General features: G+C 25.9%; 12 protein-coding genes. 11 read left to right on the top strand and 1 reads right to left on the bottom strand.

All coding sequences use genetic code 4. From position 1 onward, the window contains the following. Nucleotides 1–24 precede the first annotated feature (24 nt). The 10 genes from AAHM99_RS04285 (at nt 25) to nrdE (ending at nt 12202) form a co-directional block, all read left to right on the top strand. Nucleotides 25–1134 carry an alpha/beta hydrolase gene (locus AAHM99_RS04285; protein ID WP_342275466.1) on the top strand — a complete coding sequence of 370 codons (1110 nt, stop codon included), beginning with the start codon at nt 25–27 and terminating at the stop codon, nt 1132–1134. A gap of 68 nt (nt 1135–1202) precedes the next feature. After that, a complete protein-coding gene (gene asnS / locus AAHM99_RS04290; RefSeq protein WP_342275467.1) occupies nt 1203–2564 on the top strand; it encodes an asparagine--tRNA ligase in 1362 nt (453 codons plus the stop codon). 97 nt (nt 2565–2661) lie between these two features. Continuing rightward, nucleotides 2662–3630 carry a glycosyltransferase family 2 protein gene (locus tag AAHM99_RS04295; RefSeq protein ID WP_342275468.1) on the top strand — a complete coding sequence of 323 codons (969 nt, stop codon included), beginning with the start codon at nt 2662–2664 and terminating at the stop codon, nt 3628–3630. Nucleotides 3631–3645: 15 nt separating this feature from the next. Then, nucleotides 3646–4317 carry an RDD family protein gene (locus tag AAHM99_RS04300; protein ID WP_342275469.1) on the top strand — a complete coding sequence of 224 codons (672 nt, stop codon included), beginning with the start codon at nt 3646–3648 and terminating at the stop codon, nt 4315–4317. Beyond that, a complete protein-coding gene (locus AAHM99_RS04305) occupies nt 4310–5485 on the top strand; it encodes a serine hydrolase domain-containing protein (protein ID WP_342275470.1) in 1176 nt (391 codons plus the stop codon). The genes AAHM99_RS04300 and AAHM99_RS04305 overlap by 8 nt, the downstream gene beginning before the upstream one ends. Nucleotides 5486–5556: 71 nt before the next feature. Beyond that, a complete protein-coding gene (locus AAHM99_RS04310; protein WP_342275471.1) occupies nt 5557–7728 on the top strand; it encodes an ATP-dependent helicase in 2172 nt (723 codons plus the stop codon). Between the two features lie 80 nt (nt 7729–7808). Beyond that, nucleotides 7809–8072 (top strand): HPr family phosphocarrier protein, encoded by a 264-nt coding sequence (locus AAHM99_RS04315; protein WP_342275472.1) that lies wholly within the window; start codon nt 7809–7811, stop codon nt 8070–8072. A 478-nt stretch (nt 8073–8550) separates the two neighbouring features. Next, complete coding sequence (gene nrdF, locus AAHM99_RS04320; protein ID WP_342275473.1) at nt 8551–9573, top strand: class 1b ribonucleoside-diphosphate reductase subunit beta; 1023 nt, start codon at nt 8551–8553, stop codon at nt 9571–9573. 3 nt (nt 9574–9576) lie between these two features. Next, on the top strand, nt 9577–10032 hold the full coding sequence (gene nrdI / locus AAHM99_RS04325) for a class Ib ribonucleoside-diphosphate reductase assembly flavoprotein NrdI (RefSeq protein WP_339029800.1): 456 nt from the start codon (nt 9577–9579) through the stop codon (nt 10030–10032). 4 nt (nt 10033–10036) lie between these two features. Next, a complete protein-coding gene (gene nrdE / locus AAHM99_RS04330) occupies nt 10037–12202 on the top strand; it encodes a class 1b ribonucleoside-diphosphate reductase subunit alpha (RefSeq protein ID WP_342275474.1) in 2166 nt (721 codons plus the stop codon). 139 nt (nt 12203–12341) lie between these two features. On the opposite strand, the gene AAHM99_RS04335 is transcribed toward nrdE, so the two are convergent. Further along, nucleotides 12342–13694, bottom strand: coding sequence for a hypothetical protein (locus AAHM99_RS04335; RefSeq protein WP_342275475.1), 1353 nt, complete (start codon nt 13692–13694; stop codon nt 12342–12344). Between the two features lie 151 nt (nt 13695–13845). Between AAHM99_RS04335 and AAHM99_RS04340 the strand changes: the two genes are divergently transcribed. Beyond that, nucleotides 13846–14595 carry an ABC transporter ATP-binding protein gene (locus tag AAHM99_RS04340; RefSeq protein ID WP_342275476.1) on the top strand — a complete coding sequence of 250 codons (750 nt, stop codon included), beginning with the start codon at nt 13846–13848 and terminating at the stop codon, nt 14593–14595. Nucleotide 14596: the final 1 nt, after the last annotated feature.

Raw genomic sequence — 14596 nt, forward strand, 5'->3', positions numbered from 1 at the left:
TTTTATAGGAATGAGTATTAGTTTATGAAAAAATCCCAAAAACAAAGAAAGAATACCTTATTAAATAGTGTTAAAAGAAGTTTTAGATTTTTCTATTCAGGATTAGAAAAACCTTTTTCGCAATCTTCTTTAAGGGTTTCAAAAAAGGTTAAAAAATACAATAAATCTAGAGAAGATAAAATTTGACTTAGAGAGATTCTTACTACAAATAAAATTGTTAAAAGATTTTATAAAAGACCAGAAATTGAAGTAAAAGATATTGAAAATATATCTTCAATTAATTTTGAAGCAAGAGATGGTTTGAATATTTCAGGTTTAATTTATGAACCAAATAAGAATTCTAATAAGTGAGTAATTGCTTGTCATTGATTTGCTGGTCATAAAACCTGATCTCTTCATCATGCAATGGCTTTTGCAAAAATGGGATATAATATTCTGGTTTTTGATTTTAGAGGTCATGGTCAATCAGAAAATGGTTCTACAACAATGGGAGCAAATGAACAACATGATTTAATGGGAGCAGTAGATTGAATTAAAAAAAATAAAAAAGTTGATAAATTGGCTTTAATGGGAACTAGTATGGGAGCTTTTGTAATTAATTATTGCTCGATAGCATACAATGAAGAATTTAAGAAATTGAACTTACAATTTCTAGTTTCAGATGCAGGTTATGGAAGTGTATTTAGATTATTTTTACATGTTAGAAATATATACTTATTTTTATTACCAAAGAGAAGAACTAAAAAAGTTATTAATAGATTAATTGAGAAACATAACCGACAAGAAAGTAATTTAAATTTACATGATGTTAGTATATTTAAAGTTCTTGAAGATATTGATAAAAAAACTCTCTTTCCAACTTTATTTTTTCATTCAACAGATGATAAAGTTACAAGCTGCTCTGATACTTATGAACTATTATTGAAAAGAAATTGTAAAGAGGATGACTATTTAGTTTTTAATTTTTCAATGCATACTCAATCAGTAAGATATCATTTTAAAACATATAATTATAAATTAGCTGAGTTTATTAATTTGCATGAAAAAGATGAAGAACTTTTTAAAAATTTAGTAGAAGAATGAAGTTTATTAAAATTTGAAAAAAAAGATAAAATTTCTTTATTACTAAATTAGTTAATAAAAATAAAAGGGAGTTTTAACTCTCTTTTTTGTATAATAATATTGCAAAAGGAAGTATTAATATGAACGATATTAAAGAATTATATTTAAAATATAAAAATGCAAAGCAAGTAAATTTGATTGCAAGAGTAAGAAATAATAGACAAGGTAAAGCTGTCAGTTTTTTAATTATAAATGACGGAACAACAATTAAAGATGTTCAAGTAGTTTATAAGTCTGATGTTAAAGGCTATGAACAAGCTAGTCAATCTAGAGTGGGTTCTATTATAGAAATAAGGGGAAATGTAGTATTAACGCCTGGAAAACAGCAAGAATTTGAAGTTCAAGCTGAAGAAATTATTTTATTGGATCAAGCAATTGAAGATTATCCACTTCAAAAAAAAGAACACTCACCTGAATTCTTGAGAGAAATATCTCATTTAAGAGCAAGAACTAAGACTTTTCAATCTATTTTTAAAATAAGGTCAGTAGCAGCTTTTGCTATTCATAAATTTTTTCAAGAAAAAAACTATATTTATGTAAATACACCAATTCTAACAGCTAATGATGCTGAGGGAGCAGGAGAATCATTTACAGTTACTACTATAAAAGATGCTAATTATGAAGATGATTTCTTTGGTAAAAAGGCAAGTTTAACTGTTTCTGGTCAATTACATGGTGAGTCTTATGCACAAGCCTTTAAAAATATTTATACTTTTGGTCCAACTTTTAGAGCAGAGAATTCTAATACATCAAAACATGCAGCTGAATTTTGAATGATAGAACCAGAAATGGCATTTTGTGATTTAAAGGGAAATTTAGAAATTATTGAAAGTTTAATTAAATATACAATTAATTATATTTTTGAAACTGCAAAAGAAGAATTGGAATTCTGTAATGAAAATTTAGAAGCAGGATTAATTGATAAATTAAATAATGTAAGAAACTCAAAATTTGCTATAAATAAATATGAACAAGTTATTGAAGTTCTTAAAAAAGCTGTTAAAGATGGACATAAATTTGAAGAATCAAATATAGAATTTGGTCTTGATTTAGGAACAGAACATGAAAGATACATATGTGAAGTTGTTAATAAGTGTCCAACTTTTGTAACTAATTATCCAAAAGATATTAAAGCCTTTTATATGAAACAAGATGATAATAATAAAACTGTGGCAGCAGCAGATTTATTAGTACCAGGTATTGGGGAATTAGTTGGTGGAAGTCAAAGAGAAGATAGTTTTGATAAAATTATTCAGAGATGTAAAGAAATGGGAATTGAGCCAAGTGATTTAAGTTGATATAATGAACTTAGAAATTATGGTTATTATAAATCATCTGGATTTGGTCTTGGTTTTGAAAGACTTATAATGTATGTAACTGGGGCTTCAAATATAAGAGATGTAATTTCTTTCCCAAGAACTCCTAGAAATTTAATATTTTAGAAGCAAATTACTTTGCTTTTTTTTATGTATTTCTAGAAAAGGTTTTTTGTACTTATAAATTAGTGTAAAATTATTGTAATAAGTAGGGGGGTATTCTATGTTAGTCTCATTTGTTCTTACATGACAAGATATTGAAGAAAATATAGACACTACATTACAAAGTATTTTAGATCAAAGTGAAAATGATTATGAAATAATTTTAATTGCAGATAAAATGCTAGAAAGTAATGAACAACTTTCAATATCAAGAAAATATTTTTGAGATATTGAAAATATAAAAATAGTTATAAATAGTTCAATTCAAGGAGCTGCAGTTTGTTGAAATACAGCTATTGATTTAGCTGATGGTGAGTATATACATTTTATATCTCAAGGTGACAAAATTAATCCTAATTTTATTAGTCTATTAAAAAAGGAATTAGGAAAATATAAAAATCAAGAAATTGATATTTTAGAATATACTACTCAATTAACTGGTTTATCAGATAAATGTATTGACACTTTTTTAGAAAAAGGAAAAATTTATAATTTAAATAATGAATTTGAACCGTTTGCCTATTTAAGTAGCACTTTATCAAACAAATTATTTAAAACAAATTTATTAAAAGAATTTGGTTTTAAATTCAGAAGATTTGTAAGATACGATATGTTATTTGCATATAAAATTTTAGGACAAGCAAGTTCATATTTATTTTTAAACATAAAAGAGCCATTAGAAGAAATGAGTTTGCAAAAAGTTCAATATTCAGTTTTTGACTTAGTTAATCAATGAACTCATATTTTAAATTACTTTAGAAGAATTGGTAAATTTAAAAATTTAAAAGATTATTTAAATTATGCTTATTATAAAACTATGATACATATCTGATTGTGAAATATTAGAAAATTTGATAATAAATTATTAATTAAAAAGGCATCTAGTTTTGCAAGCAGAAAATTTGAAGATAAAAGAGAAGAGTTTATGAAAAATAATAAAGCTTTTCTAGAAACCAAAGATGAAAAGTTTAAAGAAGTAGTAAAAGGCTTTTCGTCATATATGAAAAACCTATTAAAATTAGCAAAATAAAAGGGATGGTTTTTAATGATAAATCAAAATAATAAAAATGATTTTTCTCATAATTTGGTTAAGCCACATTTAGGAAGAATCTTTTTTGCAAGACTTTTTGATATTATTATCTGTTCAGTTCCAACTTTACTATTGTCATTTTTAAATCCTATCCATGATTTAAAAAGCTTACTTATAAATATTCCTGTAAGTCAAATAGTATTGTTCTTTTACTTTGTAATTTTACCATACTTATGTAAAGGAAATACTTTGGGAAAATTAATTTTTAATTTAAGACTAAAAAAAATAAATAATGAAAAAATAGGAATATCAGATATATTCTTAAGAGAATTATATTTTCTATATGTTCCTTTAATTTTTTTATTAATTATTCAAATTATTATGGGAGTTATTTTATTTACTACTCCAAAGGATTCTGATAATATGATTATTTTAAAAATAATAAATAATATAGGATATACCTTTCTGGCAATGTGATTTATTTATATTCCTTTAACAATCTATTTACAAAAAGATAATATTGCTTCAATAGATTTAAAATTAAAAATAAGAGTTTATTTTTTAGAAAAAATAGTAGTTATTGAAAAAAAAGATGAAACTATTGAACATATTCATTTACAAAAAAATAGGCCAGGTAAAATTGATTTAGAAGAAATAAAAAAAATAATAGGAGAAGAAGATGAATAATTTTGAAAATACTAAAAAGAAATTGATAGAGTTAGTTGAAAAAAAATATTTTACAGGAGCAGTTTTAAAAATTAATAAAGAGAAACAAAACATTTTTTCTTTCTCTTATGGAATTAATGATGTAGATACAAAATCTGAAATGAATGAAAATTTAATCTTTAGGGGCTATTCACTAACAAAAACCGTAACAGTGGCTGCATTTTTAACTTTAATTGATGAAAAGGTGATAAATTTAAATGATCCTCTACATAAATTTTTTCCAGAATTTAAAAATATGAAAGTTTTAAATAGTCAAAATAATAATGAAATAGTTGATGCTAAGAATGAAATTTTAATTAAACATTTATTAACAATGACTTCAGGATTAGCATATTTTGGAAATAAAACTATAACCCAAAAACAGACAACTTTACTATTATCAGAATTTGCAAAACCAATCGATGGTAAATTTATGGATTACTCTACTTTTATAAATAAACTTTCAAAAATACCTTTAGAATTTGAACCAGGAACAAATTGAAGATATGGTTTATCATTAGATGTTATTGCAGCTGTAATAGAAAAAGCAACATCAATGAGTTATAGAGATTTTGTAAAGCAAAGAATATTTGACAGGTTAGAAATGTTAGATAGTGATTTCTACTTAAAAGATAGAAAAAGAGAAGCAAAAGTTTATAATTGAAGTTTATTAGAAGATGAACCTATTTTGGAAAAAGTTGAGAATTTTAATTTCTTTATTCAAGAAATTGACAATGTTCCAAATATGCCAATGGGTGGAGCTGGTTTATTTACAACAGTAGGTGATTATTTGAAGTTTTTAGATTTTTTAATTGATGGAAAAGATATAAATGGAAAGCAAATAATTAGTGAAAAAATTTTAAAAGAAATGACAACAGACAGACTAAAAAAATTGAGATCAAATTTTAGATGAACTTTAAATGAAGATTATAGTTATGGTTATGGTGTTAGAGTAAGAATAGAAAATAAAAATTTTCCACTAACTGAAATTGGAGAATTTGGATGAGATGGCTTGTTAGGTTCAACAGGATTAGTTGATCCTTTAAATAAATTTAGTGTATGTTTAATGTTAAGTTCTAAACCGGGACATAATAAATTAATTGAATCAGAATTTTTTGAAAAACTTTATCAAGATCTAAAAAGTATTTAAATAATTATTTTAATTTCTGAAGTTTTATCTCTAAAAATTGATATTATAGAAAAGTTATAGGAGTTATTTACATGATAAAAGAATTATTAAAAGAATTAAATGATGAGCAACTTGACTCAGTAATTACTACTGATGTGCCTGTAAGAATAATAGCAGGAGCTGGAAGTGGTAAAACAAGAGTTATAACAACAAAGATTGGATATCTAATTGAAAAAGAGGGAATTTATCCATCAAAGATATTAGCAGTTACTTTTACAAATAAGGCAGCTCAGGAAATGAAAGATAGAGTTAGTAAAATAATTCCAAATTTAGATAGAAGTCCTTTAATCACAACATTTCACTCTTTTTGCGTTAGAGTGCTTAGAGAAGATTGCGAAGATATTGGTATATCAAAGGACTTCACCATTATTGATGCTTCAGATCAAGCAAAAGTAATTAGAGATATAATTAAAAAACTTGATATTAGTACAGAAAAAAATAGACCAGAAAGAAAAATTCTATCTAAAATTAGTAATTGAAAGTCGAAACAAATTGATTGAAATGAAGCATATGAAGAAACTTTTAATTTTGAAGAAAAGAAATGAGCAAAAGCTTATAGAGATTATCAACAATATTTATATGAAAAAAATTATTTGGACTTTGATGACTTAATTTTAAAAGTTCATAAGTTATTCAACGATAATATAAATATAAGAGAAAAATGAAGAAATAGATTTGACTATATATTGGTCGATGAGTTCCAAGATACAAATTATATACAATTTGATTTAGTAAAATGATTAACAGGCAAAAAAAATAACTTGACTGTTGTTGGGGACCCAGATCAAACTATTTATTCATGAAGAGGTGCAAAGGTAAATATTATTCTTAATTTTAGAAATGAGTTTTCAAACTCTCGCACAATAATTCTAAATGAAAATTATAGATCAACAAAACCAATTTTGGATATTGCAAATAACTTTATTGATAATAATAAAAATAGAGAAAAGAAGGATATTTTTACTCAAAAAAAAGAGGGTGAAATAGTTCAAGTTAAAGAAGTTGCTTCAAGAAACTTTGAAGCAAAATTTGTATCTAAAAAAATAAAGGAACTTGTTGAGGAAAATAATTATAAGTATTCAGATATTTTCGTTCTTTATCGAACAAATGCCTGGTCTCAAGAATTTGAAAAGGAATTTCAAAATCAAAAAGTTCCTTTTCAACTAATTGGAGGGTTTAAATTTAGAGATAGAAAAATAATTAAAGATGTAACTGCTCTACTACGAGCAGTTGTATTCAAAGATGATTTATCTATGGAAAGAGTTTTTACATTTACTCCTAAAGTCGGAGCTGTAACAGCTTCTAAATTAAAAGTAGCTTCAGAACAATTAAATTTAAACTTATTTGATTTATTAACTACAAAAAGTCAAGAAGTTAATCAAATATCAAAAAATTTAAATGATCTTATAGAATGTTTAAAAAATGCAAGAAAAATATTTGAAGAAAATAAAAGTATATTAAAATTAACAGAAATTCTAATTAAAGAATCTGGTTATAGAGACCGCTTGGATTTAAAAGATAAAGAAGATATTGAAGCATTACAAAACTTAGAAGCTTATTATGATCAAATGGAAAAATATGATACTTATTATAATGAAACTGAAAATGACTTAAATAGAGCAGTTATCTTTTTACAAGAAGAGGCTTTGTCAAGTGATGAAGAAAATCAAAATGAGATAAATAAGGTTACATTATTAACAATTCACTCAGCAAAAGGATTGGAAAATAAGGTTGTATTTATTGTTGGGTTAAATAAAGATGTATTTCCCTCAAAAATGAGTTTTTTATCAATTGAAAATCTAGAAGAGGAAAGAAGAGCATTTTATGTGGCCATCACAAGAGCTCAAGAAAGACTTTTTATATCTTACGTTTCAGGAGAATATTCTTATATATCTAATGGTGAATTAGGACCCTCTAGATTTATTCAAGAACTTAATCCTGAATTATATGAAATAGAAAAAAGCATTTATTTTCACTCTAATACTGATGTTTCAAGTACTTATAAAGGAAAAGCAAATTTAGAACTAAAACCTGATAAATTAGAGGCTGGCGTAGTTAAAGGCGATAAAATAAAGCATATGATTTTTGGAGATGGACTAGTTATTAAGATTATTGATAGATATATTTCGGTGGCTTTTACAGATCCAAAGCAAGGAGTTAAAATGATACCAATAAACTCTGCTTCTTGAGAAAAAATAGAATAAATTAATTAAAATTTAAAGCGTCTTTTTTATTGTATATCTAACATTTTTATATACAATAATATTGTTAAGGAGGATAATATATGACTTCATTCACAGCTAAAGTAATTGATCCAGTTGGATTACATGCAAGACCTGCATCAGTTTTAACAAAAGAAGCTTCAAAATACGCATCAGAAATTAAAATAAAATGTGGAGATAAAGAAGGTAATTTAAAATCAATTATGAATGTTATGGCATTAGCAGTTAAAACTGGTGCTGAAATTACAATTGAAGCAAATGGCGAAGACGAAAACGAAGCTATTGAGGCAATTGAGAAAGCAATGAAAGATAACTCAATTATCTAGTATTAATAAGCCCTTATAAGGCTTTTTTTATTCTTAACATTCTCTTTTAGAAAAAAAATCTTATTTAGAGAAGTTAAATGAATTATTTTCTTAAATTTTTTTGAAAAAACTATACCTTTTTTAGGTTTTTTTAGTTATAACATTATAGAAATAAAAAACACAAATTTCACATAAAGGATATCAACACATTTATCTTAGGGGTAAATGTGTAGAAGTAGTATAAATGAGTAAGTTTATAGCAATTAAGGTTAAACAAGGGTTTTTTATATTAATCTTTTTATTGGGTTATAAAAGGATTAATATAAGATAATATTCTAACCACGATACAAATATAGTGTTTTTGTTTCACTTAATATTTATTTAGTAAAAAGTGTTACGTGAAATGATCTACTTTTCTAGGTATAATTTATAATTACAGGCACTATTGTAGTGCATTATTCTATAAAAATAGAATTAAATGAAAGGCGAAAATATAAAAATGGCAAAGAAAAAAAATCAATATTATTATGACTCACTTTCTCCAATTGAGTTTGCTATGAATAAATTCAATGGAAGAATGAGATCGGTAAATTGAAATGTAATGAATGATGATAAGGATTTAGAAGTTTGAAATAGAGCTACACAAAATTTTTGATTACCTGAAAAAGTCCCAGTTTCAAATGACTTAGTTTCATGAAAAACATTAACTCCAGAATGACAAGAATTAGTAACAAGAACTTTTACTGGACTTACTTTATTAGATACTATTCAAGCAACTGTTGGAGATGTTGCACAAGTGCCAAATTCATTAACAGATCATGAGCAAGTTATTTATACTAACTTTGCATTTATGGTGGCTGTTCATGCAAGATCTTATGGAACAATTTTTTCAACATTATGTTCAAGTGACCAAATTGAGGAAGCACATGAATGAGTAATTAATTGTGATAGTTTACAAGAAAGAGCAAAAGCATTAATACCATATTACACAGGAAATGATCCATTAAAATCAAAAGTTGCAGCAGCACTTATGCCAGGGTTTTTACTTTATGGAGGATTTTACTTACCTTTTTATTTATCTGCAAGAGGAAAATTACCAAATACTTCAGATATTATAAGATTAATTTTAAGAGATAAGGTTATTCATAATTATTACAGTGGATACAAATATCAAAGAAAAGTTGAAAAATTATCTCCTGCAAAACAAGCAGAAATGAAAAAATTTGTATTTGACTTACTATATGAATTAATAGAGTTAGAAAATAAATTTTTATATGAATTATATGATGGGTTTGGTATTGCAGAAGATGCTGTAAGATTTAGTTTATATAACGCAGGTAAGTTTTTACAAAACCTGGGTTATGAATCTCCATTTACAGAAGAAGAAACTAGAATTGAACCAGAAATATTTACACAATTGTCAGCAAGAGCTGATGAAAATCATGACTTTTTCTCAGGTAATGGATCATCTTATGTTATGGGTGTAACTGAGGAAACATCTGATGAGGATTGAGAATTTTAATTAATGCATGACGATGTTATTAAAATATCAAATAAAGATATTAAAAAACCAAAGGGAAAAGTATTTGTTGTATACTTTTCTTCAGTGTCTAATAATACCCATAGATTTATGGAAAAACTAGATGTAAATGATGCAAGAATTCCCTATGAAATAGATGATCAACTAATTGTTCAAAAGGAATATGTTTTAATAACTCCAACTTATGCTGGAGGTGGCGGAGATACAAAAGGGGCTGTACCAGCTCAGGTTATAAGATTTCTAAATAATGAGAATAACAGAAATTTATGTAGAGGAGTAATAGCTTCTGGAAATACTAATTTTGGTGATACATTTGCAATTGCAGGACCAATAATTTCTAAGAAGTTAAATGTTCCTTTACTATATCAATTTGAGCTTTTGGGAACTGCACATGATGTTGAGACAATAAGAAAAATCTTGGAAGATTTTTGAGAGGAATAAAATAATGAACAAAGATAATATAAAAAATCTTTCTGGTACAAATGAATCAGATGAGTATATAAAATTAAATGCTAGAGCAAAATTATTTGTGCCAGGTCAGGATAACTTTAAACTAGATATTCAAGCAGCAGAATTATATATGAAAGAACATATTGAACCAAATATGATGAAATTTTCAACCACTAAGGAAAGAATTGATTATTTAATAAAAAATCAATATTATGATGAAGTAGTTATTTCTAAATATACAATTAAGCAAATTGATGAATTAAGCAAATATGCATATTCATTCAAATTTAAATTTCCTAGTTTTATGGGAGCATTAAAATTTTTTAATGCTTATGGTTTAAAAAGTTTTGATGGTAAAAAATATATTGAAACTTATGAAGATAGAGTAGTTTTAAATGCACTATTTTTAGGTGGTGGAAATTTTGATAAAGCTAAAAATATTTTAAAACAAATAATATTAGGAAGATTTCAACCAGCAACTCCAACTTTCTTAAATGCAGGAAAAAAACAAAGAGGGGAATATGTCTCATGTTACTTGCTTAGAATTGAAGATAACATGGAGTCAATTGCAAGAGCAGTTACAACATCTTTACAATTATCAAAACGTGGAGGTGGAGTTGCAATTTGTTTAACTAATTTAAGAGAATTTGGTGCTCCAATTAAAAACATTGAAAATCAAGCAACAGGTGTAATTCCTGTAATGAAAATTTTAGAAGACTCATTTTCTTATGCAAATCAATTGGGACAAAGACAAGGAGCTGGAGCTGTATACTTAAACGTTCATCACCCAGATATAATGTCATTCCTTGATACAAAACGTGAAAATGCTGATGAAAAAATAAGAATAAAATCTTTATCATTAGGAGTAGTAGTTCCAAATATAACTTTTGATTTAGCAAAAGAAAATAAAGATATGGCTCTTTTTAGTCCTTATGATGTTGAGAAAGTTTATAAGAAACCTTTCTCAGATATTTCAGTAACTGATGAATATGAAAATATGCTAAAAAATAAAAATATTAAAAAGACATATATTAATGCTAGAAAATTATTTCAAGCAATTGCTGAATTACATTTTGAAAGTGGTTATCCTTATTTACTATTCGATGATACTGTAAATAATAATAATGCTCATCCAGTAGCTGGAAGAATTGTTATGAGTAACCTATGTAGTGAAATTGTTCAAGTCTCAACTCCAAGTGAATATAATTCAGATTTATCATTTAAGAAAACAGGTGAAGATATCTGTTGTAATTTGGGAAGTATGAATATTGCTAAAACAATGGAAAGTGGAGAAGAATTCTCAGAGGTTATCTATAACTCAATTCTTGCTTTAGATCATGTTTCAAGAAATAGTGATTTATCAAGTGCACCTTCAATTGAAAACGGAAATAAAAATAATCATGCAGTTGGATTAGGTGCTATGAATTTACATGGATTTTTATCAACAAATCATATTTACTATAATTCACCTGAAGCAATTGATTTTACAAATATGTTTTTTTACACAATGGCTTTTCATGCTTTTAAAGCTTCAAATAAATTGGCAAAAGAGTATGGTTCTTTTGCTGGATTTAAAATCTCAAAATTTGCAGATGGATCATATTTTAATAAATATACAAAATGTGAAAGTAATAAGTGAGCTCCCCAATCAGAATTAATCAAAAATTTATTTGATAAATATAAAGTTTCAATTCCTACTCAAAAAGATTGAATAGAATTATCAAACGAAATTAAAAAAACGGGACTAGCAAACTCACACTTAATGGCAGTTGCTCCAACAGGTTCAATAAGTTATTTATCTTCTTGTACTCCAAGCTTACAACCAGTAGTTGCACCAGTTGAAGTTAGAAAAGAAGGAAAACTTGGAAGAGTTTATGTGCCAGCATATAAAATTGACTTTGAAAATATGGGTTACTATTCATTAGGAGCTTATGAAGTTGGTCCAGATCCTATTATTGATATTGCAGCGGCAGCTCAACAACATGTTGATCAAGCTATATCATTAACATTATTTATGACTGATCAAGTAACTACAAGAGACTTAAATAAGGCATATGTAAGAGCCTTTAAAAAAGGATGTGCTTCAATATACTATGTTAGAGTGCGTCAAGAAGTTCTTGAAGATAGTGAAAATTATGAATGTGATGCATGTGTTATTTAAAAATTTTTAAACAAAAACATTTAAAAGAAATAGATAATAAAATAAATTTTACTATTTATCAATTTTCTCAAAAGATGTTTTTTTTTTTTTTTTATATTTGTAGATAATAAGCGATTATGTCCCAAAATACAAGATTTATCTAATAAATAGATCTTGTATTTTTTCTTTTTCTATCAAAAAAATATCAGTTAGTTGCTTTTCAAGGAGAGTCAATTTTGGGTACTTTAGTAGTTTCAAATTCTTCATTAGATAGTGTTTTAATATTTCCATGTAAGCGTTCATCTTCAACTTGAATAAGATTGTAAATGTCATTTCCAATTAATGCATAATGTTTTTTATTTATTGTTTCCATAATCATTACTTTTAATTTTGGTTTAAAGTAAATTGGAGTATAACCCTTACATATAAATCACTTATCTTTTTTAAAACTAATACTATGACCATTATCAATAATTCTTTCACTTCGATAAGAGAAAACAATATCTTCATCTTGATCAAACTTTCTAGTTACTGATTCTAATTGGTCTAAAGGTATTGAAAAATCTTGATTGCATTCTTGAATAAGATAGGGTAAATAATCATTTAACTGATCAATATTTTTTAAATCTAAGAGTCTAATTATTTGAGGTCATCTTCTTTGTAATGTTCCAAAAGTTCTTTCAACTAATGCTTTTTCTTGGGGAATTGAAGTTGTTTTTGTATTTACTCCTAAAGAGTGAAAAATAAATTGTAATTGTGTATTTGAAACACTATCACCAAAGTGATCACGATTATTTTTACTACTAAAAACATTTCGATTATCACTAACATTTAATTTTGGTAAACCATAATGTTTAAAGGCTTTTTTATAGATATTATAATAACTTTCAGTAGTTTCTTGTTCGCTGAAATAGCCTGCCAAAATTCTTTTACTAGCTTTATCAATTACAATATGCAAATGACATTTTAAATTTTTAATTCACTGATGATTTGAAGCATCAGTTTCAAATATCTCTCCAAATTTTACAATTTTCTTTTGCGTAGGATGGGGTTTGCTTGTTATAATTGATTTTGAAAGATACTCGCTTGTTAAATTTTCTTGGTTTCCGGCCTTTAAATTTTTACGAATATCTTTTTTTGTTTTTCTGTTAAGAGTCTCAATTAAAATATTTTCTTCTATTAATATGTGCCTAATTGCAGAGTAACTTATTTTCTTTTTTCAAGTTAGTTCTCAATAATGTTTAATACTAAAGTCATAATACTTTGTTTGAAATAGTTCAATTATTTCATCTTTAAATAACTGTGAAATTTTATTTATAGGTATTTTATTTGTATTTTTATGAATAAAAGCTTTTGCTCCAATTTCTTGATATTCCTTAAGTTTTCTTCTTGTGTGTCTAACACTATAACCTAATTTAAAGGCTGTATTTTTAATAGAGTCTTTTCTTAAAGATAATTGTTTAATTAATCTTAGTTGTTCTTGTTTCATGGTATTTAATAGTAGTCCTTTCATAAAACCTCCATTTATTGATTATAAAGGAGGACAAAGTCGCTTGTTAATATGTAGGGACATAATCGATTATTACTCATAAAAGATGTTTTTTTTTTTTTTTTATTAAAAAAAACAGTTTAATTAATTTACAATAGTTGTAAAGGGGAATGTTATGATTGAAATAAAAAATATAACCAGAAAATTAGGGAGTTTTGGGTTAAAAGATGTTAGTTTTACAATTAAAAAAGGTTCAGTAGTAGCCTTTGTTGGTGATAATGGTGCGGGTAAAACAACAACAATAAAAGCACTTTTTGGCGAACTTAAATTAGATAGTGGTGAAGTATTAATTGATGGACAAAGTCTATTTAAAAATAATAACCTTTCAAAGGTGGCTTTTTTTCCAGATTCAAATAATGTGCCTTTGGATATAAGAGTTCATGAATATTTACATTATATCTGTGCTGCAAATAATATGGATAAAAATAGAACAGAGTTAAGCATTGATAACGTATATAGATTATTAGAGCTTAGACCGTATAAAGATAAAAAAATAAAAGAATTATCATCAGGATGAAAAAAGAAAGCTATTATGGCAAGTGTTTTGGTTAGATCACCAGAGTATATTATTTTTGATGAACCAACAGCAAATGTTGATGTTGAATCAAAATTATATTTTATGAATATTTTTAAACTACTATCAAAAGTGGGAATAACAATTCTAATTACAAGTCATATAATTGAAGAATTACAAGAACTTGCTGATTATCTGGTATTAATTAAAAAAGGACAAATTGTTTATGCAAATGATTTTGATAGAAAAAAAGAACACATAATGGATATTTATAAAAAACATATGAATGAACCAATTAAGGATTTGCATATTCTAAGAGATTTATATCGAAATAAAGAGGAAAATGGGTAAT

The organism is Spiroplasma endosymbiont of Cantharis lateralis (assembly GCF_964030855.1).
Lineage (GTDB): Bacteria > Bacillota_I > Bacilli_A > Mycoplasmatales > Mycoplasmataceae > Spiroplasma_A.